25 protein-coding genes, 1 tRNA gene and 1 pseudogene are annotated in these 24,543 nt (G+C 71.2%); 11 read left to right on the forward strand and 16 right to left on the reverse strand.

The window, feature by feature from the left end; genetic code table 11:
• The first annotated feature begins 76 nt into the window (after window positions 1-76).
• A complete protein-coding gene (locus AB0F38_RS12255) occupies window positions 77-652 on the forward strand; it encodes a TerD family protein (RefSeq protein ID WP_361890621.1) in 576 nt (191 codons plus the stop codon).
• Window positions 653-931: 279 nt separating this feature from the next.
• On the opposite strand, the gene AB0F38_RS12260 is transcribed toward AB0F38_RS12255, so the two are convergent.
• On the reverse strand, window positions 932-2,290 hold the full coding sequence (locus AB0F38_RS12260; RefSeq protein ID WP_361890715.1) for a M1 family metallopeptidase: 1,359 nt from the start codon (window positions 2,288-2,290) through the stop codon (window positions 932-934).
• A gap of 293 nt (window positions 2,291-2,583) precedes the next feature.
• Here AB0F38_RS12260 and AB0F38_RS12265 point away from each other — a divergent pair, with 293 nt between their 5' ends.
• Window positions 2,584-3,081 carry a hypothetical protein gene (locus AB0F38_RS12265; protein WP_033297163.1) on the forward strand — a complete coding sequence of 166 codons (498 nt, stop codon included), beginning with the start codon at window positions 2,584-2,586 and terminating at the stop codon, window positions 3,079-3,081.
• Window positions 3,082-3,108: 27 nt separating this feature from the next.
• Here AB0F38_RS12265 and AB0F38_RS12270 read toward each other — a convergent pair whose 3' ends face one another.
• Window positions 3,109-3,810: a pentapeptide repeat-containing protein gene (locus AB0F38_RS12270; RefSeq protein ID WP_361890624.1), complete on the reverse strand. Its 702-nt coding sequence runs from the start codon at window positions 3,808-3,810 to the stop codon at window positions 3,109-3,111.
• A gap of 99 nt (window positions 3,811-3,909) precedes the next feature.
• Between AB0F38_RS12270 and AB0F38_RS12275 the strand changes: the two genes are divergently transcribed.
• Window positions 3,910-5,112, forward strand: a complete 1,203-nt coding sequence (locus AB0F38_RS12275) for an NAD(P)-binding protein (protein ID WP_361890627.1) — start codon at window positions 3,910-3,912, stop codon at window positions 5,110-5,112.
• 14 nt (window positions 5,113-5,126) lie between these two features.
• Here AB0F38_RS12275 and AB0F38_RS12280 read toward each other — a convergent pair whose 3' ends face one another.
• Together AB0F38_RS12280 and AB0F38_RS12285 are read right to left on the reverse strand one after the other, a co-directional pair.
• Window positions 5,127-5,603 carry a GNAT family N-acetyltransferase gene (locus AB0F38_RS12280; protein ID WP_361890629.1) on the reverse strand — a complete coding sequence of 159 codons (477 nt, stop codon included), beginning with the start codon at window positions 5,601-5,603 and terminating at the stop codon, window positions 5,127-5,129.
• A 40-nt stretch (window positions 5,604-5,643) separates the two neighbouring features.
• Window positions 5,644-6,552, reverse strand: coding sequence for an aminoglycoside phosphotransferase family protein (locus tag AB0F38_RS12285; protein ID WP_361890632.1), 909 nt, complete (start codon window positions 6,550-6,552; stop codon window positions 5,644-5,646).
• Between the two features lie 95 nt (window positions 6,553-6,647).
• On the opposite strand from AB0F38_RS12285, the gene AB0F38_RS12290 reads away from it, so the two are divergent.
• A complete protein-coding gene (locus AB0F38_RS12290; protein ID WP_361890635.1) occupies window positions 6,648-8,048 on the forward strand; it encodes an FAD-dependent oxidoreductase in 1,401 nt (466 codons plus the stop codon).
• Window positions 8,049-8,111: 63 nt separating this feature from the next.
• On the opposite strand, the gene AB0F38_RS12295 is transcribed toward AB0F38_RS12290, so the two are convergent.
• Window positions 8,112-8,186: transfer RNA gene (locus AB0F38_RS12295), tRNA-Thr, on the reverse strand.
• 178 nt (window positions 8,187-8,364) lie between these two features.
• Here AB0F38_RS12295 and ugpC point away from each other — a divergent pair.
• The 3 genes from ugpC (at window position 8,365) to AB0F38_RS12310 (ending at window position 10,906) form a co-directional block, all read left to right on the forward strand.
• The gene (gene ugpC, locus AB0F38_RS12300) at window positions 8,365-9,501 is read left to right on the forward strand and encodes a sn-glycerol-3-phosphate ABC transporter ATP-binding protein UgpC (protein WP_361890638.1); all 1,137 of its coding nucleotides are present in this window, start codon (window positions 8,365-8,367) and stop codon (window positions 9,499-9,501) included.
• 233 nt (window positions 9,502-9,734) lie between these two features.
• On the forward strand, window positions 9,735-10,154 hold the full coding sequence (locus AB0F38_RS12305; protein WP_361890640.1) for a hypothetical protein: 420 nt from the start codon (window positions 9,735-9,737) through the stop codon (window positions 10,152-10,154).
• A 32-nt stretch (window positions 10,155-10,186) separates the two neighbouring features.
• Complete coding sequence (locus AB0F38_RS12310; protein WP_361890643.1) at window positions 10,187-10,906, forward strand: nucleotidyltransferase family protein; 720 nt, start codon at window positions 10,187-10,189, stop codon at window positions 10,904-10,906.
• 69 nt (window positions 10,907-10,975) lie between these two features.
• Here AB0F38_RS12310 and AB0F38_RS12315 read toward each other — a convergent pair whose 3' ends face one another.
• The 9 genes and pseudogenes from AB0F38_RS12315 to AB0F38_RS12355 form a co-directional block, all read right to left on the reverse strand.
• Complete coding sequence (locus AB0F38_RS12315) at window positions 10,976-12,574, reverse strand: DoxX family membrane protein (protein ID WP_361890646.1); 1,599 nt, start codon at window positions 12,572-12,574, stop codon at window positions 10,976-10,978.
• 182 nt (window positions 12,575-12,756) lie between these two features.
• The gene (rlmB, locus tag AB0F38_RS12320) at window positions 12,757-13,713 is read right to left on the reverse strand and encodes a 23S rRNA (guanosine(2251)-2'-O)-methyltransferase RlmB (protein ID WP_361890649.1); all 957 of its coding nucleotides are present in this window, start codon (window positions 13,711-13,713) and stop codon (window positions 12,757-12,759) included.
• 109 nt (window positions 13,714-13,822) lie between these two features.
• Window positions 13,823-15,223, reverse strand: coding sequence for a cysteine--tRNA ligase (gene cysS / locus AB0F38_RS12325; RefSeq protein ID WP_361890652.1), 1,401 nt, complete (start codon window positions 15,221-15,223; stop codon window positions 13,823-13,825).
• Between the two features lie 54 nt (window positions 15,224-15,277).
• Window positions 15,278-16,546 carry an MFS transporter gene (locus AB0F38_RS12330; protein WP_361890655.1) on the reverse strand — a complete coding sequence of 423 codons (1,269 nt, stop codon included), beginning with the start codon at window positions 16,544-16,546 and terminating at the stop codon, window positions 15,278-15,280.
• 170 nt (window positions 16,547-16,716) lie between these two features.
• Window positions 16,717-16,989: pseudogene (locus tag AB0F38_RS12335) on the reverse strand (ABC transporter substrate-binding protein); the annotation flags it as partial.
• Between the two features lie 41 nt (window positions 16,990-17,030).
• Window positions 17,031-17,513: a GNAT family N-acetyltransferase gene (locus AB0F38_RS12340; RefSeq protein WP_361890718.1), complete on the reverse strand. Its 483-nt coding sequence runs from the start codon at window positions 17,511-17,513 to the stop codon at window positions 17,031-17,033.
• A gap of 237 nt (window positions 17,514-17,750) precedes the next feature.
• Window positions 17,751-18,266: a 2-C-methyl-D-erythritol 2,4-cyclodiphosphate synthase gene (ispF, locus tag AB0F38_RS12345; RefSeq protein ID WP_361890658.1), complete on the reverse strand. Its 516-nt coding sequence runs from the start codon at window positions 18,264-18,266 to the stop codon at window positions 17,751-17,753.
• A complete protein-coding gene (gene ispD / locus AB0F38_RS12350) occupies window positions 18,256-19,020 on the reverse strand; it encodes a 2-C-methyl-D-erythritol 4-phosphate cytidylyltransferase (RefSeq protein ID WP_361890660.1) in 765 nt (254 codons plus the stop codon). Before ispD ends, ispF begins: the two co-directional genes overlap by 11 nt.
• 362 nt (window positions 19,021-19,382) lie before the next feature.
• Window positions 19,383-19,865: a CarD family transcriptional regulator gene (locus AB0F38_RS12355; RefSeq protein ID WP_006380568.1), complete on the reverse strand. Its 483-nt coding sequence runs from the start codon at window positions 19,863-19,865 to the stop codon at window positions 19,383-19,385.
• 620 nt (window positions 19,866-20,485) lie between these two features.
• Between AB0F38_RS12355 and AB0F38_RS12360 the strand changes: the two genes are divergently transcribed.
• Entirely contained in the window at window positions 20,486-21,154 is a 669-nt protein-coding gene (locus AB0F38_RS12360; protein ID WP_361890663.1) for a DUF461 domain-containing protein, read from the forward strand.
• Between the two features lie 125 nt (window positions 21,155-21,279).
• Here AB0F38_RS12360 and AB0F38_RS12365 read toward each other — a convergent pair whose 3' ends face one another.
• Both AB0F38_RS12365 and AB0F38_RS12370 read right to left on the reverse strand, forming a co-directional pair.
• On the reverse strand, window positions 21,280-21,960 hold the full coding sequence (locus AB0F38_RS12365; RefSeq protein ID WP_014047499.1) for a response regulator transcription factor: 681 nt from the start codon (window positions 21,958-21,960) through the stop codon (window positions 21,280-21,282).
• Window positions 21,957-23,225 carry an ATP-binding protein gene (locus AB0F38_RS12370; RefSeq protein ID WP_361890667.1) on the reverse strand — a complete coding sequence of 423 codons (1,269 nt, stop codon included), beginning with the start codon at window positions 23,223-23,225 and terminating at the stop codon, window positions 21,957-21,959. Before AB0F38_RS12370 ends, AB0F38_RS12365 begins: the two co-directional genes overlap by 4 nt.
• A 199-nt stretch (window positions 23,226-23,424) precedes the next feature.
• Here AB0F38_RS12370 and phoU point away from each other — a divergent pair, with 199 nt between their 5' ends.
• The 3 genes from phoU to AB0F38_RS12385 all read left to right on the forward strand — a co-directional run.
• The gene (phoU, locus tag AB0F38_RS12375) at window positions 23,425-24,102 is read left to right on the forward strand and encodes a phosphate signaling complex protein PhoU (protein ID WP_267074430.1); all 678 of its coding nucleotides are present in this window, start codon (window positions 23,425-23,427) and stop codon (window positions 24,100-24,102) included.
• Between the two features lie 167 nt (window positions 24,103-24,269).
• On the forward strand, window positions 24,270-24,419 hold the full coding sequence (locus tag AB0F38_RS12380; RefSeq protein WP_164494140.1) for a hypothetical protein: 150 nt from the start codon (window positions 24,270-24,272) through the stop codon (window positions 24,417-24,419).
• Window positions 24,420-24,470: 51 nt separating this feature from the next.
• A partial coding sequence (locus tag AB0F38_RS12385; protein ID WP_361890721.1) for a hypothetical protein occupies window positions 24,471-24,543 on the forward strand: 73 nt, incomplete at its 3' end.

Here is a 24,543-nt window from a genome sequence, read left to right on the forward strand (position 1 = left end):
CTGCCTGCGTTAGGACGGGTGACGGTAGCTTTCGTGATGGCACGAAGCCCGCACACGACGAGGAAAGGGACTTCCCATGGCAGTAAGCCTGTCCAAGGGCGGCAACGTCTCGCTCACCAAGGAGGCCCCGGGCCTGACCGCCGTCACGGTCGGCCTCGGCTGGGACGTCCGCACCACCACCGGAACCGACTTCGACCTCGACGCCTCGGCGATCGCCGTCAACACGGCCGGCAAGGTCTACTCCGACGGCCACTTCGTCTTCTTCAACAACAAGGCGACGCCGGACCAGACCATCGTCCACACCGGTGACAACGTCACGGGCCAGGGCGAGGGCGACGACGAGCAGATCAACGTCAACCTGTCCGGCCTCCCGGCGGACATCGACAAGATCGTCTTCCCGGTCTCCATCTACGACGCCGAGACCCGCAGCCAGAACTTCGGCCAGGTGCGCAACGCGTTCATCCGCATCATCAACCAGGCCGGCGGCACCGAGCTCGCCCGCTACGACCTGAGCGAGGACGCCGCCACCGAGACCGCCATGGTCTTCGGCGAGCTCTACCGCAACGGTGCCGAGTGGAAGTTCCGCGCGGTCGGCCAGGGCTATGCCTCGGGCCTGCGCGGCATCGCGCAGGACTTCGGCGTCAACCTCTGACGTAGCCGCTGATCCACGGGATCCCCCGGCCTGTCCTCGCGTCCTGGTGATCGTCGCAACAACCCCGGTCAAGGGGCGTCGACGGACGGCGGGATGCGCAGGAACAGAGGCCGGGGGACGGCAGGCTCGCCCGGGAGCGGCATGCGTGCTCCCCGCTCATGGAGCAGGGCTGCGGCACCCGGGAAGCGGCCGGGATCGTCGGCGTCGACGAGCGCGCCGGTGAGCGGTGACGCGACGGCCGGACTCGACGTGGAGCAGCCCGTACGGAACGGAAGCCGGTCAGCCCCGGGCGGGCCGGCTCCTGCCGTTGAGCCAGGTGTCCCACAGCTCCGTCAGATCCAGACCGGATTCCCGCTCCGCGTATGCGGTGAAGTCGTCCGTCGACGCGTTGCCGTGCCGGTGGGCCTCCAGCCAGCCCCTGACGAGGCCGAAGAAGGCCTCGTCGTCGTCCATCTCCTCCCGGACCCGGTGGACGACCATCGCCCCGCGCCCGTACACCGGAGGCCGGGACAGGTCCGCGGCACCGGGCGGACGGCCCGCCGGGAAAGCCCAGTTCGCCTCGTCCTCGTACGCCTCGTCGAAGTGCTCCCGCACCGCCGCGCCCCCGTGGCCCTCGCTCCAGAGCCATTCCGCGTAGGTCGCGAAGCCCTCGTTGAGCCACATGTCCTGCCAGCTCGCGGGCGTGACGGAATTGCCGAACCACTGGTGGGCCAGCTCGTGGACGAGCAGGCCGGCATCGGGCGGCCCGGGGAAGAAGGGCCGGTTCTGCGTCTCCAGGGCGTATTCCGCGTCCTCGTCCAGGCCGACGATCGCCCCGGTCGACGCGAAGGGGTACGGCCCGAACGTCCGCACCCCCCACTCCATGACCTCCGGAATGCGGGCCAGCACGGCGGCACTCGGCCCGGCGGCCTCCGGATGCACGGCGGTGACCACGGGCAGGCCGTCCGGAGTGACGTCGTGCCTCAGCGTGTACCGGCCAACCGCGACGGTCGCGAGGTAGCTCGCCATGGGTTCGCGGGTGCGCCAGTGGAACACCGTGCGCCCGCCGGCCGTGCGACGGGACGTCAGTTCCCCGTTGGAGACGGCGGTCTGCCCGTCGGGGACGGAGATCCGGACGTCGTACGAGGCCTTGTCGCCCGGGTGGTGGTTGCCCGGGAACCACGCCGGGGAACCGGCGGGCTCCCCGAGCGCGACCGCCCCGTGCTCCGTCCTGAGCCAGCCCTCCCGGGACCCGTCCGCATCGGTGACGGTCCGGGGGGCACCGGAGTAGCGGACGACGGCGCGGAAGGTCCGGCCCGTGCGGAGGCGGTCCTCCACATCGTCGTCCGGCCGCAGCGTCAGCTCGCCGCCCGCCCGGTTCACGGAGGCCGGCCGCCCCTCGACGGTGGCCGACCGGACGTCGAGCCCGGTGAGATCCAGGTTGAACGCGCTGAGGTCCTGGGTGGCCCGGGCGGTGATCACCGCCGTGCCGCTCAGCTGCTCCGACGCGGTGTCGACGTCGAGGGCCAGGTCGTAGTGCGTGACGTCGTAGCCGCCGTTGCCGAGCCGGGGGAAGTACGGATCGCGCAGCCCGGCGGCACCCGGAGTGCCCACGACCCCGCCCCGGCCCGCCGTGCAGGTGGTGGCGAGGGTGATCACGGCGAGCAGCAGGGCTGCGCCGGGCACGGTGCGGCGTGCCGCTGTTCGCTGATCCACACCGGTGATCCTATGCAGGCGAGCGGAGCGCCGGCCTCCGCCGCGGCCCACCGCGGACGGCCTCGCCTTCGAGCGGGGACCCGGACGGCACGGGGACGAGCACCGCGGCCTCCTCCCCCGAGACCGGCGTGGGCGACGGCGTCACCGAGGCTGTGCGCAGCGCACTCGGCTGCGGCCGAACGGACCGGGCCGCCCGCCCGGCGCGGGTCGCTCACCGGGCATGACACCATCGAACCGTGCTCGACATCGGCTACTCCCTCTCCCGGCGCTTCCCGGACCCCCCGCAGACCGACTACCGCCGCGCGGACGTCCACGCCCTGCGGCACGATCTGTTCTCCGGCGACGTCTACCTCGCCGATACCAAGGCGGACCGCGAAGTATCCACAGCCTGGGGATGGGTGCCCGTCCTCGACTTCGCCTGGGCACTCTGCGACATCGTCGAACAGATCGACCGGGACCCCCGTGGCAACCGCTCGCACCGCCAGCAGTACGCCGAGCTGGACTTCACCGAATCCTCCGACCGCATGCTCTTCGAACGCCGCTTCGGCTGGGTGGACGTCGAAGCCGACTGGATGCCCGGCGACGAGCCCCCGCTCACCTTCAGCCACTCCCTCCTGCGCCGCGAGGCCCGTGACTTCCTGCACGACCTGATCGCCGACCTGGCCGACATGCACGAGGGCCTGGCCGACAACCCCGTCGTCTGGGACCTCCAGGCCCGCTTCCCCCGCCTCTGAGACCCGGCACCCGTCCGGGGACAGCCCTTAGGCCTCCACCCGCACCCCGATCTGCGCGGCGAACGCCGGAGCCAGCTCCATCAGCTGGGACGGACTGATGACCGCCCCCGCGAGCCGCTCCACCCCCCGCGCGATATCGAGCTCGGCCACCGTCCGCAGATCGACCGACTCCATCCGGACGGCGCTGAAGTCGGCCCGCTTCAGCACGCAGTCACGGAACTCCACCCGCACCAGCCGCGCGTCACCGAAGTCCGGCTCCGACAGCACACAGCTCTCGAACACGACGTCCGTCAGCCGCGCCTTGCGCAGATTCAGGTAGTCGATCTTCCCGCCGCGGACGAGCACCCGCTCCAGCACCGCCCCGTGCAGCTGCACCCCGCCCAGCCGCGCGTCCACCACCTCCACATCCCGCAGCGACGCCCCCGCGAGATCCGTGCCCACGCCCCGTACGCCCGTCAGCACCGAGTCGATGAACCGGGCCCGCACCAGCTCCGTACGGTCCAGGGCACACCCCCGCAGCTCACAGTCCATGAAGCGCGCACCGGGACCCGACGCGTCCGTGAGGTCCGTCTCCTCGAAGCACACGCCGTCGTAATCCCCGTCCGGCTCCAGCCCCTGCCCGTCGTACGCGACGAGCGGGGGCAGCCGGACCTCCGGCCGACGGACCTCCGCCACCTCGTCCTCCGCACCCCTGCCGCCCGTGTTGCCTCTGCCCGCCATGCCCCCCATGGTGACGCACACCACTGACAACACCAGGACCCGATGTCACAGAACCACCCCGGCCGGCCGTCCCCTGCACACAAGCGCCCACCGCGAGGAGACACAGCCATGCAGCGCATCCACATCATCGGCGGCGGCCTCGCCGGACTGGCCGCGGCCATCACCGCCGCGGAGTCACGGGCACCCGTCACCCTGTACGAGGCCCACCACACCCTCGGCGGCCGGGCCAGGACCGCGGAAGGCCCTTACCGCACCAACGAGGGACCCCACGCCCTGTACCGCCGCGGACCCCACTGGACCTGGCTCGAACGGCGCGGCCTCCTCGGGCCGATCGCCTCCGTACCGCCCCTCGAAGGCACCCGCTTCCTCTTCCACCGCAACGGAGCACTGCGCAGGACCCCGCCCCTCGCCCTGCTCCGCCTCGCCCGCCGCAGCACCCGCCGCGCCCCCGTCGACACCGACTTCCACAGCTGGGCCGCCGCACGGGCAGGCGAGGAAGGCGCCCGCTCGGCCGCCCACTACATGGGCGTGGCGCTCTTCCACCACGACCCCGGATCGCTCTCCGCCGCCTTCGTCCAGGAACGGCTCCGCCGCGCCACGGCCCTGCCGCCCGAAGCCCGCTACCCCGCCGGCGGCTGGACCGAGATCGTCGAACGGATGGCCACCCGCGCCTGGAACCTCGGCGTACGCATCGAAACGGCCGAGCGCGTCGGCACCAGCACCCTGCGGGACCTCGCACGCAGCGGCCCGGTGATCGTCGCCACCCACCTCGCCGCCGCCCGCACCCTGCTCGACGACCCCACCCTGACCTGGGAGAGCGGCCGGACGGCTCTGATCGACCTCGCCGTACGCACCCGGCGCGGCGACCCGTTCGTCCTCTCCGACCTCGACGCCCCGGGCTGGATCGAACGGTTCACCGCCCAGGACCCCACCCTCGCTCCCCGGGGCGAACAGCTCGTCCAGGGCCAGATCCCCCTCGCCCCGGACACCCCGCGCGCCGATGCCCTCCACCGCGCCGGACAGCTCCTCGACCTCGGCTTCCCCGGCTGGCGCGACCGCACCACCTGGCGCCGCGACTCCCTCGCGTCCGGCCGCACCGGCGCCGTCGACAAACCCGGCACCACCTGGCGCGACCGCCCCGCCGTCGACCGCGGCAACGGAATCCTCCTCGCCGGTGACCAGGTCGCCGCACCCGGGCTGCTCAGCGAGGTCTCGTTCCACAGCGGCATCGAAGCAGCCACCCTGGCCCTGGCCCAGCTCGGGAAGGCGGCACGGCCCACGAACCCGGGACGTGACCTCCAGCGCCCCTGAGTCCCGGCCCCGGCTCAGCGCCCCCCGAGCCCGGCCAGCGCCCCGTCCGTCAGCCGGTACACCGTCCACCCGTCCTGAGGGCGCGCACCCAGCGACTCGTAGAACGCGATGGACGGGGCGTTCCAGTCCAGCACCGACCACTCCAGACGGCCGTACCCCCGCTCCACACAGATCCGCGCCAGCTCCGCGAGCAACGCCTTGCCGTGCCCACCACCACGCCGCTCCGGACGCACGTACAGATCCTCCAGGTACACCCCGTGCACCCCGCGCCACGTCGAGAAGTTCAGGAACCACAGAGCGAACCCGACCACCTCACCGTCCTCGTCCGACACCGCGATGTGCGCATACGCCGCGGGCCGCTCCCCGAACAGCGCCTCACGCAGCTGTTCCTCCGTGGCGTTGGCCTCGTCCAGGGCCTTCTCGTACTCGGCCAGCTCACGGACCATGGCGTGGATGGCGGGGACATCAGCGGCAGTAGCTCGACGAATCATGAGGGCAGCGTAGACACACGGCCCCCGGGTGACCCACGCGTCACCCACGCCCCAGCAGCTGCCGGGCGATCTCCGCATGATCCGGCGGCAACCGCCGCCCCCCGCCGCGGATCCACAGCCCGTTCTGCAGCACCCGCCCCAGCGTCCAGGCCCTCGCCCGCTCCCGGTCCAGCCCCAGCACCCCTGTCAGCACATCGAACCGCCACAGCACGTCCGAGGCGTCGAACCGGTTGTCCAGCGCCGGAAACAGCTCGAACCCCGGGTCCCCCGCCACCGGCTTCGGGTCCAGCGCGACCCACTCCCCCGCCCGGCCCTCCTCCGCGCGTCCGGCCAGGATGTTGTCGTAGTGCAGATCCCAGTGCAGCAACCGGCCCCCCGGCTCCCCCGCCACCTCCCGCACCGCCGCCGCACAGTCCAGCAGCAGCCGCCGCTCCCCCTCGTCCGCCAGTACCCGGGAAGCCTCCGGCGCCGCCTCCAGCATCCGCGCGGCCATGTCCCCCAACCGCCGCACCCCCTCCGGCGCCGGTACGGCCACCAGCCGGGCGGACAGCTCCGCCAGCACCCGCACCGCCTCCCGCACATCCGCCACCCCGGTCAACGGGCGCCGTTCGTCCAGCCGCTCCAGCAGCATCGCCCCGGTGGTCTCGTCGTGCGCCAGCAGCCCCACCACGCCGGCGCCCGCCGCACCCCAGGCCCGCAGCGCGACGGGCTCACCCACCGTCTCCTCGTTCACCTCCTGCAACTTCAACGCCGCGCGCCGACCGTCCGCCACCCGCACCACGGGAAGCACCAGCGCGCACATCCCGTGCAGCGCGGGACCGTCCCGCCGCAGCCCCCACTCCTCCAGGAACCGCCCGGCCAGCCCCGGCAGCGTGGCGACGAACGCCCGCCCGGCCGCACCCCTCAACTCCGACTGCGCAGCGACAAGACCCTCAGGAACCTCGATCACACCCCGAGCCTAGGAGCAGACCGCACGACGAAACCCCCGGTCGCGCAGTAACGTCCCCTCAGCGACTCGGCTGCACAAGGACAAGCAGGGGACACATGAGCACCGTCAGCACCGTCAACGGCGGCATATCGTTCTGGTACGCGGACGAGGGCACCCCCGCCCCCCGCGAGCCCCTGCCCGGCGACACCACCGCCGACGTCTGCATCGTCGGCGGCGGCTACACCGGACTCTGGACGGCGTACTACCTCAAGAAGGCGGTCCCCTTCCTCAACATCACCGTCCTCGAAGCCAAGTTCTGCGGCTACGGCGCCTCCGGCCGCAACGGTGGCTGGCTCTACAACGGCATCGCGGGCCGCTCCCGTTACGCGAAACTCCACGGCCATGAGGCCGCCGTCCGCCTCCAGCGGGCCATGAACGACACCGTCGGCGAAGTCATCCGCACCGCAGCGGACGAGGGCATCGACGCCGACATCCACCACGGTGGCGTCCTCGAGATCGCCCGCACCCCCGCCCAGCTGGCCCGCCTCAAGGACCTCCACTGCGTCGAGATCGCCTTCGGCGAGACCGACCGCGTCCTGCGCGGGGCCCGCGAGACGGCCGAACGCGTCCGCGTCACCGGTGCCGTCGGCTCCACCTGGACCCCGCACGGCGCCCGCCTGCACCCCGCCAGACTCGTCAAGGGCCTCGCGGACACCGTCGAAGCCCTCGGCGTCACCCTCCACGAGTCCACACCCGTCACCGAGATCAGGCCCAAGCACGCCATCACCCCCTACGGCACGGTCCGCGCCCCCTACGTCCTGCGCTGCACCGAGGGCTTCACCGCGGGCCTCAAGGGCCACAGACGCACCTGGCTCCCCATGAACTCCTCCATGATCGTCACCGAGCCCCTCCCCCAGGCCCTCTGGGACACCATCGGCTGGGACGGCCGCGAAACCCTCGGCGACACGGCCCACGCCTACATGTACGCCCAACGCACCGCCGACGACCGCATCGCCCTCGGCGGCCGGGGCGTCCCCTACCGCTACGGCTCGGCCACCGACAACGACGGCCGCACCCGGCCCGCCACCGTCGAAGCTCTCCGCGACCTCCTCGTCCGCTTCTTCCCCACCACCGCGGGCACCCGGATCGACCACGCGTGGTCAGGCGTACTCGGCGTCCCCCGCGACTGGTGCGCCACCGTCACCCTGGACCGCTCGACCGGCCTCGGCTGGGCCGGCGGCTACGTCGGCTCCGGCGTCGCCACCGCCAACCTCGCCGCCCGCACCCTCCGCGACCTCATCCAGCAGGACTCGGGCCAGGCTGGCCCCACCGACCTGACCACCCTCCCCTGGGTCGGCCACAAGGTCCGCCGCTGGGAACCGGAACCCCTCCGCTGGCTCGGCGTCCACGCCCTCTACGCGGCCTACCGCACAGCCGACCGCCGCGAAGCGACCTCCCCGCACACCGGGACGGACCGCATCGCGAAGGCGGCGGACCGGATCTCGGGGCGGCACTGACCACAGGGCCACGAAAATGCCCGGTCCGGCTGGGCTCTCGCCAACCGCCGGACCGGGCAGGTGAGCCCCCTGTCGGATTCGAACCGACGACCTACGCATTACAAGTGCGTTGCTCTGGCCGGACTGAGCTAAGGAGGCATGCGGAAGCAGTGTAACCAACACCGCGACCGCATCCCGCGCAATATCCGGGACCCCGGATCTACTGACAGATCCGGAAACGCCAGGTAGCGTCACGTCAGGCCCACTCAAGTGGACCAGACCACTCCCTTACTCGGATCGTCCGGCACGTTCCTGCCGGTGAAGGAGAAGATTCAGCATGGCCAGTGTCACGTTCGACAAGGCGTCCCGCGTCTACCCCGGCTCCACGAAGCCGGCCGTGGACCAGCTCGAGATCGACATCGAAGACGGTGAGTTCCTCGTCCTCGTCGGTCCTTCCGGCTGTGGCAAGTCGACCTCCCTGCGCATGCTCGCGGGTCTCGAGGACGTCAACGGCGGCGCGATCCGCATCGGCGACCGCGACGTCACGCACCTGCCGCCCAAGGACCGGGACATCGCCATGGTGTTCCAGAACTACGCGCTCTACCCGCACATGTCCGTCGCGGACAACATGGGCTTCGCGCTGAAGATCGCCGGGATCAACAAGACGGAGATCCGGGCGAAGGTCGAAGAGGCCGCCAAGATGCTGGACCTCACCGACTACCTGGACCGGAAGCCGAAGGCGCTCTCCGGCGGCCAGCGTCAGCGTGTCGCGATGGGCCGCGCCATCGTGCGTGAGCCGCAGGTGTTCCTCATGGACGAGCCCCTGTCGAACCTCGACGCCAAGCTCCGTGTGTCGACGCGTACGCAGATCGCTTCGCTGCAGCGCCGCCTCGGCATCACCACCGTGTACGTCACCCACGACCAGGTCGAGGCCCTCACCATGGGTGACCGCGTCGCGGTCCTCAAGGACGGTCTCCTCCAGCAGGTCGACTCGCCGCGCAACATGTACGACCGCCCGGCGAACCTCTTCGTCGCCGGCTTCATCGGCTCCCCGGCGATGAACCTCGTCGAGGTCCCGATCACCGACGGTGGCGTGAAGTTCGGCAACAGCGTCGTCCCGGTCTCCCGTGCGGCGCTCTCCGCCGCCGCCGACCGCGGTGACCGTACGGTCACGGTCGGCATCCGTCCCGAGCACTTCGACATCGTCGAGCACGGCGGCGCCGCCGCGCAGACCCTCACCAAGGGTTCGGCCGACGCCCCGGCCGGTCTCGCCGTCTCCGTCAACGTCGTCGAGGAGCTCGGCGCCGACGGTTTCGTCTACGGTGCCGCGCAGGTCGGTGGCGAGCACAAGGACCTGGTCGTCCGCGTCGGCGGCCGCGCCGTGCCGGAGAAGGGCACCGAGCTGCACGTCGTGCCTCGCCCGGAGGAGCTGCACGTCTTCGCGACGTCGACCGGTGAGCGCCTCACCGACTGACGACGCCGTCCCCGCTGCACGGCGGCCCCCGCTCCTCGACGCAGGTCGGAGCGGGGGCCGTTCGCGTGGTGGGCGGCGGGGACGGGTTTCGGACCGGCGGACGCCACATACCCCGGCACTTCGGTCAATTCACTCCGGCTCGTCAACCCGCGATTCGAAAGGACCCCTCGAACCATCCCCCGTGAGAGTGACTGAATGTCGCCCATTCATCACTGAACGCTACGCTCGCCTGCGTGACCCACACCGCGCGCCGAATCGGCCGAACCCTCGCTCTCGTACTGCCCGTCGTCATGGTCCTCTCCGGGACCCTCGCGGTCACCCGCGTGTCGTGGTCGGCGCACAACACCGAGTCGCAGCTGCTGACCGCTGCCTCCGAAACCACCCTGTCCAAGCGCGCCAGGACGCCGCGCGCGCCGCAGGACGTCCTGCGCGACAAGCTCCTCGTGGAGATGCGGGAGAAGGACCCGGGCGTCGCGCTCACCGAGCTGCAGCGCGCCGTCGAGGCACGTCCGTCGATGGCCAGGCACTGCATGTCGATCGCGAAGGCGCTGGGCAAGGCAGCCGTCGACCAGTACGGGCCGACGCGCGCGCACCGTTTCTCCCGTCCGGTCTGTGACACCTCGTTCGCCTCGGGCGTGGCACAGTTCAGCTGATCCCCCATGAGGCACGGCATATCGTGCCTGGCATGCATACGTATCCGACGCAGGCCGTGATCCTGGCGGGTGGCCAGGGCTCGCGGCTGCGCCCGTACACCGATGACCGTCCCAAGCCGATGGTCGAGATCCCGGGAACCGGGACCCCGATCATCGGCCATCAGCTTGCCTGGCTGGCCGCCGAGGGTGTCACCGACGCCGTGATCTCGTGCGGCCATCTCGCCTATGTGCTGCAGGAATGGCTGGACTCGGCCGATCTTCCGTTGCACGTCACGACCGTCGTCGAGACCGAGCCGCTGGGCCGGGGCGGCGGTCTGAAGTACGCCGCGGCACGGCTGCCCGAGCCGTCGGAGCCCTGGTACGCGACCAACGGCGACATCTGGACGCGTTTCTCGCTCCGGGAGATGGCCGCGTTCCACGCCGAGCGGGACGCCACGGCGACGCTCGCGCTGGCCCGTCCGCGGATCCCGTGGGGTGCGGTGGAGACGGACGCGTTCGGACACATCACCGACTTCATCGAGTCGCCGCCTTCGCCGTACCTGATCAACGCGGGGGTGTACGTCTTCGCGCCCGGGTTCACCGCGTTGCTGCCGGACATCGGGGACCATGAGCGGACGACGTTCCCGCGGCTGGCCCGGGAACGCAGGCTGGCGGGGTTCCCTCTGCCGCACGGCGCGTACTGGCGGGCGATCGACACCGCGAAGGACCTCACGGAGGCGGCCAGGGAGCTGGGCGCCCCGCAGAGCGGCTGAGGGGCACTCCACACGGCGAGGGGCGGCCACCGGATGCCGGTGGCCGCCCCTCGCTGTCCGGGGGGTCGGTCAGCCGAGCAGTCCGCCGATGGGGTTCTGGCCCGCGCCGCCGGTCGAACCGCCGTCGGTGGATCCGCCGTCCGAGCCGCCGGTGCCGCCACCGGAGCTGGTGCCTCCGGAGGAGGTGGGGCCCGAGCTGCTGGTCGGAGGCTCCTGCGGGGTCGTCTCCTGCGCAGGCTGCCGGCCGGTGCCCTGGGTCTGGCTGGGCTGCCCGGTGCTCGCCCCGGTCGCCTGGCCGGATTCACGGACGGAGTCGGAACCCGGGGCGGATTCCCCGGCCGACGGCGCGCTCGCGGTACTGGACGGGGTCGCTTCCGGGCGGCGCTGCTCAGGGGTGCGGGACGGCTTGCCCTGGTCGGTGTTCTCGTCGTCGGGGAGCGGGGAGCCCGGCAGCTGGTTGGTGGGGTTGCTGTCGGGGCCGGGCACGGTGACGACCTCGGTGGACCGGACGGCGCCGCCGATCATGGCGCCGACCAGCAGGGTCAGCCCGACGACGACGGTGGCCACGACCGCTCCGCGGCGCAGGACGCGGCGGCGGAGGTCCCAGATCGCGGAGCGCGGGCCGAGCCTGCGCCAGGCCTCTCCGGCGAGGCGCCCGTCGACGGAGTAGACGGGGGCGCCGGCGATGACGAGCGGGCTCCAGGCCGCCAGGAAGATGATGTCGGGCGCGTCGTACGCGGCGACGCTTCGCCAGCTGACCGTGACGAGGAGAGCGGCGCAGAGCAGTGCGCCGAAGGCGGCGGCGACGCGCTGCCAGAGGCCGAGGACCGTGAGGACACCGACGACGACCTGGAGGAAGGCGACGGAGAGTCCGGTGCCCACGGGGTGGGTGAGAGCGAAGTCGCGGAATGGTTCGGCGAAGGTCCAGGGGTGCAGCGAGGTCAGCCACTTGACCATGGAGCCGCGGTCCCCGCCGTCGAAGTAGACGGGGTCGGAGAGCTTGCCCATGCCGGCGTAGATGGAGAGGAAGCCGAGGAAGACGCGCAGCGGGAGGAGGACGACGCCGAGGTTCATGCGGCGGCCGGGGAAATAGGCGTGCCGCACGTCGTCGTTGGCGTGGCGCCGTTCCCCGGCGGTGGTGTCGTCGGGGCTCTCGTCGTCGTACGTGGCGTGAGGTGCCCGCGGGTCGTTCTCGACGGGGTCGTAGGCGCCGACGGCCCGCCGCATGGGGGGCAGCAGCGGACCGCTCCGGCCGGGTCCGGAGCGGGGGGAGACGACCACGGGGTTGGGCTGGGTCTCGTCGAGGAGCGGGATGACCTGCGTGCCGCCGCCCGTGCCGTCACCGTGGCCGCCGCCGGGGCGTACGTCGAGGTGGCCCGCGGTGGAGTTCCGTACGGCCTGCAGGAGTCCGGTCGCGCCGGGATCGCCCGGCTCCGACCTGCCGCTCCACACGACGGGCGCCCGCCTGCGGCCGCCCGCGCCACTCATGGCGGGGATCCTGACCGGTCCGGCGGAGGCCACTGACCGCAGACGTGTGCGCTGGCCCGGGGCGAGCTGCACCCGGAAGCTGGCGTGGCTGACGATGACCTGCGCGGGGTCGCTGTCCACCTTCGTCATGCTCAGGGCGGGTTGGTCGTCGAACCGAGGCGTTCTGGTGTCCACACTCATCTAACCGAGTGATGTGTGATTAGGACACTGCCTTGACACGTCCGAAGTGTCCGAGACCCGTCAATAGTCTGTGACGGCGTGCGGCTGCCCGTGGTTCGGGGGCTCCGTCGGGACCGTGACGCGTGGACGGGGCGCGTACTCCGTCCGGCCCGGCGCTGTGCTCCCGGGCCGGACGTGGCGGGTCACGCGCGGCGGCGTGCGACCTCGTACAGGACGATGCCCGCGGCGACACCGGCGTTCAGGGATTCGGCGCCACCGGGCATGGAGATGCGGACCCGGTAGTCGCAGGTCTCCCCGACGAGGCGGCCGAGGCCCTTGCCTTCGCTGCCGATGACGATGACGACGGGCCCGGCGAGGGCTTCGAGGTCCTCGACTGTGTGTTCGCCGTCGGCGGCGAGGCCGACGACGGTGAGGCCCGCCTTCTGGTAGCCCTCCAGGGCCCGGGTCAGGTTGGTGACGCGGGAGACCGGGGTGCGGGCGGCGGTGCCGGCGGAGGACTTCCAGGCTCCGGCCGTCATGCCGGCCGCGCGGCGCTCGGGTACGACCACGCCGTGGCCGCCGAAGGCGGAGACGGAGCGGACGATGGCGCCGAGGTTCCGCGGGTCGGTGACGCCGTCGAGGGCGACGATCAGCGGGTCCTCGTTGTTGTCGTACGCGGCGGCGGTGAGGTCCTCCGGGTGCGCGTACTCGTACGGCGGGACCTGGAGGACGAGGCCCTGGTGGTTCAGGCCGTTCGTCATCCGGTCGAGCTCGGGGCGCGGGGCCTCCATGAGGTTGATGTTGCCGCGCTCGCCGGCGAGCTGGAGGGCCTCGCGGACCCGCTCGTCGTTGTCGATGTACTGCTGGACGTAGAGGGTGGTCGCGGGGACGCCGTCGCGCAGCGCCTCGAAGACCGGGTTGCGGCCGACGACCATTTCCGATGTGCCCTTGGCGCCACCACGGCGGGGGGCTGGGCGGCGGGCCGCGGCCTGCTTGGCCTGGGCGTTCGCCACCCGGTTCTTCTTGTGTCCCTTGCGGACGGAGGCGGGCGGCGTCGGTCCCTTGCCTTCGAGACCACGGCGCCGCTGGCCACCGCTGCCGACCTGCATGCCCTTCTTGTTGGACGTGCGGCGGTTCCTGCGCTGGCTGTTCCCGGCCATGACCTACCTGTTTCGTTGCTTCAGAAAGACGTGTCTCAAGTGAAAGTGTGCCGCCCGGACGGCCGGGCGGCACAGTGCGCTGCTCACGCGGGGTGCGAGGGGGATCCGCTCAGCGCGGGCCGAGGGTCCACCGGGCTCCGCCGGGGCTGTCCTCGATGACGAGGCCGGACTGGTTGAGCTGGTCGCGGATGGCGTCGGCGGCGGGCCAGTCCTTGCGCTCGCGTGCCGACTGGCGCTGGTCCAGGACGAGCCGTACAAGGCTGTCGACGACACCGTGCAGGTCCTCGCCGTGGTCGGTATCGCCCGCCCAGTGGGCGTGGAGGGGGTCCAGGCCGAGGACGCCGAGCATGGCGCGCACCTCGGCGAGGCGCGCGACGGCGGCTTCCTTGTCGTCGGCGGCGAGGGCGGAGTTGCCCTGCCGGACGGTGGTGTGGACGACCGCGAGTGCCTGGGGGACGCCGAGGTCGTCGTCCATGGCCTCGGCGAACGCGGGCGGCACCTCGGAGGCGGGGGCGACCTCGCCGCCCGCCTTCTCGATGACGCGCTGGACGAAGCCCTCGATCCGTGCGAACGCGGACTCGGCCTCGCGCAGTGCTTCCTCGCTGTACTCGATCATGGAGCGGTAGTGCGGGGTGCCCAGGTAGTAGCGCAGCACGATGGGCCGCCACTGCTTGACCATCTCGCTGACCAGCACGGAGTTGCCGAGGGACTTCGACATCTTCTCGCCGGCCAGGGTGACCCAGCCGTTGTGCACCCAGTACGTCGCGAACTCGTCGCCGAAGGCCTTGGCCTGGGCGATCTCGTTCTCGTGGTGCGGGAAGATCAGGTCGATGCCGCCGCCGTGGATGTCGAAGGCGCTGCCGAGGTACTTGTGCGCCATGGCGGAGCACTCCAGGTGCCACCCGGGGCGGCCACGGCCCCAGGGGGTCTCCCAGCTGGGCTCGCCCGGCTTGGCGGCCTTCCACATGGCGAAGTCGCGCTTGTCCCGCTTGCCGGTCTCGTTGTCGCCCGAGGGCTGGCGCAGGTCGTCGAGGTCCTGGTTGGAGAGCTCCAGGTATCCCTCGTACGAGCGCACGTCGAAGTAGACGTTGCCGTCGGCCTCGTAGGCGTGGCCGCGCTCGATGAGGCCGCGCATCATCTCGATCATCTCGGTGATGTGGCCGGTGGCGCGCGGTTCGTACGTGGGCGGGAGGCAGCCCAGGGCGTCGTAGCCGTCGTTGAACGCGCGCTCGTTCTCGTAGCCGATGGACCACCAGGGGCGGTTCTGCTCGGCGGACTTCTTGATGATCTTGTCGTCGATGTCGGTGACATTCCGGATGAACGTCACGTCGTACCCACGGTATTCGAACCAGCGGCGCATGATGTCGAAGTTCAGTCCGGACCTGATGTGCCCGATGTGCGGGGCGGCCTGGACAGTCGCGCCACAGAGGTAGATCGAGACACAGCCCGCTGTGAGCGGGACGAAGTCACGGATCTGCCGGGCGTTGGTGTCATGCAGGCGAATAGTCACCCCTCAAGGGTAGTGGGCCCGCACCAGTGCCCAGCGCCCCCTGTGGAAAACGTGTCACAACCGATCGGAGACGGTTCCCTCCGGCGTCGGCGTCCGCGCGCCGCGGGGCAGGGTCAGGGCGAGTGCGGCACCGGCGAGGGGGACGGCGGCGAGCGTGGTCCACAGGACGGGTCCCGGGGTGCTGAGGAGCGCGCCGGTGGCCGCGCTGCCCACGAGGACGGCGAGGCCGGAGACCGAGGACAGGGCTCCCGTGGCGAGGCCGAGCCGACGGTCGTCGACCAGGTCGGGCACGAGTCCCCGCGCTGCGGGGATCAGCAGCATCTGGCCGAGGGTGAGCAGGACGACGAGGGTCGCCGCGGGGAGCAGCCCGGCGGGTCCGGCGGGCGTGAGGGGTACGGCGGCGAATCCGGCTGCGACGACGGCGAGCCCGGTGACGAGTGCGGTGCGCGGTGCGATGCGGCGGGCCGACCAGCGGGTGAGGGGCAGTTGGGCGCCGACGACGAGGAGGGAGGAGAGCGCGAAGAGTCCGCCGATGGCGCTCTGCGATCCGGTGGCGTGTTCCACCTCGACGGGCAGGGCGAGGTAGAGCTGGTTGTAGGAGACGAGGTAGGTGCTGTAGGCGAGGCACAGGAGGAGGAACGGGCGGTTGGCGAAGACGTCGCCGGGGAAGCGGCCGCGTCCGGGCTCGCGGACGGTGGTGCGGGGCCGGTGCGGCATGAGGCGGGCGTGTCCGGCCAGTACGCCGGCGAAGACGAGGGCTCCGGCGAGGCAGGCGGCCGTGAATCCGCCGCCCAGGAGCAGGAGGAGGGTGCCGAGCAGGGGCCCGAGGAAGGCTCCGGCCTGGCCGGAGGCGAAGAACACGGCGAGGACCTGGGCGCGCGGGGTGCCGGTGTCGGCCTCGTGTGCGACGGCGGCCCGGGCGGTCTCGGACTCGACGGCGGGTGAGAAGAGTGCCGCGGCGAAGCCGATGAGGAAGACGGCGCCGATGACGGTGGCGGTGGAGCCGGCCAGGGCGAGCCAGCAGAATCCGGCGATGCGCAGGACGCATCCGGCGAGGACGACCGGCCGGGGGCCGTAGCGGTCGGTGAGGGCGCCGCCGACGACGAAGAGCCCCTGCTGGCTGAAGGTGCGCAGTCCGAGGACGAGGCCGACGAGCCAGCCGGCCATGCCGAGTCCGTCGCCGAGGTGGGCGGCGAGGTAGGGCAGGACCGCGTAGAAGCCGATGTTGAAGGCGAACTGGGTGACGGTGAGGAGCCGGAGGTAGGGGGTGAGGCGGGCGGGGCGGTTCTTTCCGGTCAGGCCGCGTTCCGGGTGCGTGGTCATCGGCGGCGGCCACCGCGTACGGCTGCCGAGGTGAGCACCGCGAGTGCGCCGAGGACGGCGAGGGCGGCGGCGGGAGCGAGGACGGCCCAGGGGGCCCGTTCGGCGTAGGGCATGTTCTCCGAGAGCATGCGGCCCCATTCCGGTGCCGGGGCCTGCGTCCCGAGGCTGGCGTTGTCCCGCTTCCAGGAGGCGGCGAGCGCGGGCTCGGGTATGCCGTTCGGGTCGAGGGTGGTGAGGCCTTCGATCACGGCGAGCCGGCTGAGGGAGATCGCGTCGTCGCCGTACGGGGTCATGGCCTGGGCGGGTGGGAAGGCCATGACGGCCCGCAGCCGGCCGCTGCCCCCGGAGGCTTCGTCGCCGCTGGAGGAGCAGGCGGCGAGAGGAAGCAGAAGGGCTGCGGCGATCACCGGAAGGGGTGAACGGCGGCTTCGGAACGGAGGCATGACGGAACGTTATATGAAAATAATTATCATCTGATAGCGAGTCACGCGGCGACCGGCGCGGGCATCGGCAGTTCGAAGTGGATGATCCCCTGCCCACCACCGGGCAGGTCACGCTCGTCGCACACCTCGTACGCCGTCGACCGCCAGAACGGCTCGGCACCCGGCACGGCCGGATCGGTGTGGAGGTAGAGCGAGGTGTAGCCGCCCGCCCCGGCGGCGAAGGCCCCGAGTTCCCGTACGAGCCAACGGGCCAGGCCGTGCCGCCGATGCTCAGGGCGTACGTAGATCCGGCACAGCTGGGCGGTCGTGCCGGAGGGGAAGCGGTCGGCGACCCACTGCGGATTGGGCGGCGCCAGAGGACCGCGGTCCCGCACCGCACCCGTCGCGACGATCTCGTCACCGTGCCGCACGACCAGCAGCGTGCAGCGCTCGGGCCTCAGGTAGGCGCTCTCCGGGTCGATGATGTCGGCGTGCCAGCGCGGTACGTAGCCGGAGCCCAGGTCGCGGTAGACGGTGTCCAGCATGACCGCCCGCGCGCCGCCGAGGTCCTGTTCCGTGGCGGTCCGCAGGACGTAGCCGCCCGTGAGGGGACAAGGATCCGGCACCCGCGTCGCCCCGGCGGTCGCACTCACCACTGCCGCCCACCCTTTCCCGGCCCCACGGGCCCTTCATGTCGCACCACTTGCCGCACCAGCGTACGTGCGAGTGATGTGCAACAAGGGCCCGGGGTGGTGCCGGGCCAGGTGGGCGGCCCGGAGAGGTCAGCCGGCGGTGCGGTAGACCAGGGCGGTCGCGATGCCGGCGAGGCCCTCGCCCCGCCCGGTGAACCCCAGACCGTCGGACGTGGCGGCGGAGAGCGAGACGGGGGCGCCCACCGCGTCGGACAGCACCTTCTGGGCCTCGTCGCGCCGCTTGCCGATCTTCGGTCGCAGGCCGACGACCTGGACGGCGACGTTGCCGATCCCGAAGCCCTCGGCGCGCACGATCCGGGCGGCCTCGGTGAGCAGGGCGACCCCGGAGGCGCCGGACCACTCGGGGCGGCCGGTGCCGAAGTGCCGGCCGAGGTCACCGAGCCCGGCGGCCGAGAACAGGGCATTGCACGCCGCGTGCGCCACCACGTCGGCGTCGGAGTGGCCGGCCAGGCCGGGGCCCTCGCCCTCCCACAGCAGCCCGGCGCACCAGAGCTCGCGGCCCTCCTCGAAGGCGTGGATGTCCGTCCCGATGCCGACGAGCGGGATCACGGGTGCCGGGGCCTGCCACACGCGCTCAGAATCCATCGTTCGCCCTCCGGCGTGCGAGAACCGCTTCGGCCAGCACCAGGTCGAGCGGCCGCGTCACCTTGAACGCCTCCTCGTGCCCCGGGACCACCACGACGGGCGCGCCGAGGCGTTCCACCATGCCCGCGTCGTCGGTCGCGCCCTCGCCGTCGACGGCCACCGTCTCGTGGGCCCGGACCAGCGTGTCCCGGTCGAAGCCCTGCGGGGTCTGGACGGCGCGCAGCCTGGCCCGTACCGGGGTCGAGAGGACGGGTTCGGGCTCGCCCGGCGCGCCGGGTCCGACTTCCTTGACGGTGTCGGCGAGCGGCAGTGCGGGAACGACGGCGGGTGCCCCGTCCCGTACGGCCTCGACGACCGCGTCCACGGTGTCGACGGGCACCAGGGGGCGGGCCGCGTCGTGGACGAGGACGACGGAGACGTCCTCGGGCAGGGCGTCGAGGCCGAGCTTCACGGACTCCTGGCGTGTCGCACCGCCGGGGACGACGAGGTAGTCGGTGCGCTCCGGCAGCGAGTGGTCGGCGATGAGGTTCTTGACCTCGTGCGCGCCGTCCGGGGGCGCCACCACCACGACCAGGGTGACGGCGCGGGACGCGGCCATCGCCCGCACGGCGTGGATCAGCATGGGGGTCCCGCCGAGTGCGCGCAGCGCCTTGGGGGTTCCGGGGCCGAGCCGGACGCCGCGGCCGGCTGCGGGGATCACCGCGGCGGTGCGGGAAGGGCGCGTTTCAGCAGGCGTGGGGGGCATCGGTGACATCGGTTGCACTCCGAAGCTTCGGCAGGTTTGTTTCCACGGCCGACATGGGTATGGCCCCAGCGAGCCGGGCGCGACGCCCTGACCTGACCGGGACCCCTTCCGTGACCCCTGGTCGGGCAGGCCGCAGCGAGGGCTGGGTTGAGCTTGCTGAGGAGAAAGGCGCGGATCCGACGGGATCCGGCCGGATCCCGTCGGTCACCAGCAGGATTCCCGAGGGATCCCTGGATGCCTCGACGAGGATCGGAACATGCCGCAGCGCCCGACGACTTACCGTGGGAGACGGTTGGTCAGCGGGCACCGCGGCACATTCTTCAGACCGGCGTGGTCCGGATTCCGGTGCGATCCGGATACCGGCGTCATCTTCAGGACGCGAGGACCTCGTCGAGCAGGGCCTCGGCCTTGTCCTCGTTCGTGTTCTCCGCGAGGGCGAGTTCGCTCACCAGGATCTGGCGGGCCTTGGCGAGCATGCGCTTCTCACCTGCGGAGAGTCCGCGCTCGCGCTCACGACGCCACAGGTCACGCACCACTTCGGCGACCTTGATGACATCGCCGGAGGCGAGCTTCTCGAGATTTGCCTTGTAGCGTCGGGACCAGTTCGTCGGCTCTTCGGCGTACGGCGCGCGCAGCACCTCGAAGACCCGGTCCAGCCCCTCCTGCCCGACCACGTCACGCACACCGACGAACTCCGCATTGTCCGCCGGCACACGAACCGTCAAGTCGCCCTGGGCGACCTTGAGCACCAAGTAGGTCTTGTCCACGCCTTTGATCTGGCGAGTTTCGATAGCCTCGATCAGCGCGGCCCCGTGATGGGGATAGACCACGGTGTCGCCAACCTTGAACGTCATGTGACAGGTACCCCTTCCGTGGCTATCCAGAGTAACACGAGAACGGCTTCTCCTGAATGGCGTTTTCGCAGGTCAGGGCATATCTCGGGGCTTGACAACAGCAACACGAACGTGCTGCGGAAGACCTCGGGGGGAGGATATTCGCAGGTCGGAGTGGGCGCGCGGTCGAGCTGAAACACGTGCGTCACACGGACCGGAAGCGACTCAGAAGGGGCTGAACGTCCCGTTTTGCCGGATTACAGATCTGAACTTTGCGTACTCCGTTCGGACATCGATCACTCGTACGGCCCTTAGTCTCGATGGCCATTGAAATTGATCAACGGCCGACCGGCGGGTGGATTATGCGCAAGGAATGCGCCACCGCCGGGAGAATTGAGCACACACCGATCGCGCACCGATCCACGCACCGATCGGACGTGTTTTGTGAACGCGGTGCGAATCGGCTCGTCCGGACCGGCTGTCAGGTCGGGCGCCCGTAGGGGCGGGTCGGGTGCGGGCACGGGAGGGCGGCTCGGTAACCTGACTCCGCTGACACACACTTAGGGCGGCTTCACGTCGCTCGGCCTTCCCGTCCGCAGAGTCCGAAGCCCGCAGTCCGAACGTTCAAGGAGTTGCCCGCCGTGAGCCGCAGCCTTCGACACGGCGCCCTCGCCGCCACTGCCCTCGTGTTCTCGATCGCCTCGCTGTCCGCGTGCGGTGCGGGCAACAACGCCGAGACGCTCCAGGTCCGGCCGGACAACGCAGCGACCGTTGTCGACCAGATCAAGATCCAGAACGCGAACGTCATCATCCAGCCGGAGCCGGGTGCCGAGGGGCCTGCCGTCGTCGCCGCCACGCTGTTCAACGACGGCCCGAAGCAGGAGGTCCTGGAGGCCGTCACCCTGCCGGGCACCGGCGCCACGGTGAAGCTGCAGGCCGCCGAGGGCAAGGGGCCGGTCGTGATCCCGGCCGGCGGACGCGTCATCCTGGGCGGCAAGGGCAACGCCTCCGCCGTGATCGAGAACGGCGGTCAGGCCGGGCGCGCCGGCGACGTCCAGAACGTCGTCTTCGGGTTCAGCGAGACCGGCGACGTCCGTCTGGGCGCCGCGATCGTCCCGGCGACCAGCTTCTTCGAGGACTTCGGCCCGAGTGCGCTGCCGGAGCCGAAGCCCACGCCCTCGGCGGAAGCCTCCGAGACGCCGGGCGAGCCGTCGGGCACCCCGGCGGAATCCGAAGCGGGCGCCGCGGCCGGGTCCGAGGCCGGGAGCGGCACGTCCACGCCGTCGGACGAGGCGTCCGCCTCGCACTGACGCACGGTGCCGCGAAGGGGCGCCTCCGGCAGGAGGCGCCCCTTCGCACAGCGGTGTCGCGGCCACCGGCCCGCGCGGTCCGGCCCGGGTGCCGGGTGGTGCGCGTCCGGTCCCGCGGTGCCGGTTTACGGCTCGAACTTGTAGCCCAGCCCCCGCACCGTGACCAGGTACCTCGGCGCACCCGGGTCGGGCTCGATCTTGGCGCGGAGACGCTTCACGTGGACGTCGAGGGTCTTGGTGTCGCCCACGTAGTCCGCACCCCAGACCCGGTCGATCAGCTGCATACGGGTCAGCACGCGGCCCGCGTTGCGCAGCAGCATCTCCAGGAGGTCGAACTCCTTCAGCGGGAGGTCGACCTTGCCGCCGGAGACCGTGACGACGTGGCGGTCGACGTCCATCCGGACCGGACCCGCCTCCAGGGCCGCCGGAGTGACCTCCTCCGGCTCGCCGCGGCGGCGCAGGACCGCACGGATGCGGGCCACCAGCTCCCGCGAGGAGAAGGGCTTGGTCACGTAGTCGTCGGCTCCTATTTCCAGGCCGACGACCTTGTCGATCTCACTGTCCTTCGCGGTGACCATGATCACCGGAACGTTGGACCGGACACGCAGCTGCCGGCAGACCTCCGTACCGGGCAGGCCCGGCAGCATCAGGTCCAGCAGCACGAGGTCGGCGCCGTTGCGCTCGAACTCGTCGAGGCCGTCCGGGCCGGTGGCCGCGATGGCCACCTCGAAGCCCTCCTTGCGGAGCATGTAGGACAGGGCGTCGCTGAAGGATTCCTCATCCTCGACGACAAGCACTCGGGTCACGGAAGAGCCTCCGGGGCAGGAAATGGTTCAAAAGTATCGGTCTCGTAGGGCCCCTCGTCGTCAACGGTGCCGTTGACGATGAGCGGTCCGCCGGTGGTGCGACCCCGTACGACGCCCGATTCGGGCAGTCGCAGGGTGAAGGTGGAGCCCTGTCCCTCCGAGCTCCAGACAGTGACCTCCCCGCCGTGCGAGGCGGCCACGTGCTTGACGATGGCGAGGCCGAGACCGGTGCCACCGGTGGCCCGTGAGCGGGCCGGGTCGACGCGGTAGAACCGCTCGAACACCCGCTCGCGGTCCTTCTCGGAGATGCCGATGCCCTGGTCGGTCACGGCTATCTCGATCAGATCCCCGCCGGGTGCGACCAGCCGCCGGGCAGCGATGCCGACGCGGGTACGGGCGGGGCTGTAGTTGACGGCATTCTCCACGAGATTGCCGAGAGCGGCCGCGAGCTGACCGCGGTTTCCCCAGACGAAGAGGTCCGCGGTGCCGCCCGATGCCATGGTGATCTGCTTGGAGCCGGCCTGCTGACGGCACCGGTCGATGGCCTCCGCGACCAGCTCCTCCACCCGGACGGGTTCCGCGTCCTCCAGCGGGTCGTCGTTCTGCACCCGGGAGAGGTCGATGAGCTCCTGTACGAGGTTGGTCAGGCGGGTCGCCTCGATCTGCATGCGTCCGGCGAACCGCTCCACCGCCTCCGGGTCGTCGGACGCGTCCATGACGGCCTCGGAGAGCAGCGAGAGCGCACCGACCGGGGTCTTGAGCTCGTGGCTGACATTGGCCACGAAGTCGCGCCGTACCGCTTCTATGCGGCGGGCCTCCGTCAGGTCCTCGACGAGCAGCAGCACCAGCCGCGACCCCAGCGGAGCGACCCGGGCCGAGACGGCGAGTGCCTCGCCCCGTCCCGTACCGCGCCGGGGGAGATCCAGTTCCCCCTGGCGTATCTCGCCGTCACGCCGGGTGTCCCTGGCCATGTGGAGCATCGGCTCGACCGACAGCCGTCCGCCCCTGACCAGTCCCAGCGCGTACGCGGCGGAGCTGGCCTTGACGACGCTGTCGCTCTCGTCGAGCACGACGGCGGACGAGCTGAGCACGGAGAGGACGGTGTCCACCCCGGGAGGCAGGGGTGCGTTGGTGTCGGGCCGCAGGGACGTACGCGTGGGGCGCTTCTGCTCGCGTTCACTCCAGCGGAACGCCAGCATCGCGATCACGCCGGTACACAACCCGGCAATCGCAGCGGCTGCGGCCACTGCCGCGTTCACGTCCATGCTTCAAGGTTATGCGGGCACGCCGACACTCTCCCAGCCATCCGGGTGGCATCTCGAACACTCGTCGCCCAGAGTTCACCGAGGGGATAGTGCTGGTTCATTTCGGGGGCCGGATCCCGACGCGTTGGCCCCGCACCGTGGGAGCGTGGGGGTCGGCCCAGAGACCCCGGCCTCAGTAAGGATCTGGAGAGGGACTTCCATGCGCGACGCTTATCACGAGGAACTCGATTCGATCGGCGAGGACCTGGTCGAGATGGCCAGGCTCGTCGGATCGGCGATCGGACGAGCCACGACGTCCATGCTCGACGCCGATCTCAAGCTCGCCGAGAGTGTGATCGCCGCGGACCAGAAGGTCGACGACCTGCAGCACGACCTGGAGGCGCGGGCCATCGCACTGCTGGCTCGCCAGCAGCCGGTCGCGACCGATCTGCGGATCGTGGTCACCTCGCTGCGGATGAGCGCCGACCTGGAGCGCTCGGGCGATCTCGCCCAGCACGTCGCCAAGCTGGCGCGGCTGCGCTTCCCGGAGTCGGCGGTGCCGCACGACCTGCACGCCACCATCCTGGAGATGGGGCAGCTCGCGCAGCGGCTGATGGCGAAGGCCGCGGAGGTCATCATCACGAAGGACGTCGACCTGGCGCTCCAGCTGGAGCAGGACGACGACGAGATGGACCTGCTGCATCGCACGCTGTTCCAGCACCTGATGGACGACCGCTGGAAGCACGGCATCGAGACGGCCGTCGACGTGACGCTGCTCGGCCGCTACTACGAGCGCTTCGCCGACCACGCCGTATCGGTCGCCAAGCGCGTCGTCTACCTGGTGACGGGTGAGCACGCGGACGAGATCCAGGCGGCGGCGCCGGTAGAGGGGGCGTAGGGGCGCAACGGGCGCTTGGGGGTAGCACGTTTGTCCCAGCGCGCGTGCGCCGTTGATGCGCCCGCCGGGTTGGGCATCCAATGGGTGCGAGGGCGGCACGGATGCCGTACGCCCCCGTCGTACGCGTACGTCGTACGCCGTCGAGTCGTACGCCCTGAGGAGGGACCATGGCCGATTCCCCCATGACCGAACCCCAGCAGGAGACCCCGACCGAAGTGGTGCATCTGACCGTGCTCGGCGCCTGCGGCTGCGGCTCGGGCTGCGGGTGCGGCTGCCAGTCCGGCGCGCCGTGCCAGTGCGGTGGATGTTCCGGCTGACCGGATACGTGCGGTGGTGCCGTGCGGTCCGCGCCTTTCTCGCTCCGGCATGTGCAGATCACGCACCTACCTGGCCTGTTGCAGCACGAGGACTACGCTCGCGCAGTCTTCGCGGAGGCGATGC

The sequence above is a fragment of the Streptomyces sp. NPDC025273 genome (assembly GCF_040638585.1).
GTDB classification, from domain to species: domain Bacteria; phylum Actinomycetota; class Actinomycetes; order Streptomycetales; family Streptomycetaceae; genus Streptomyces; species Streptomyces cinereorectus.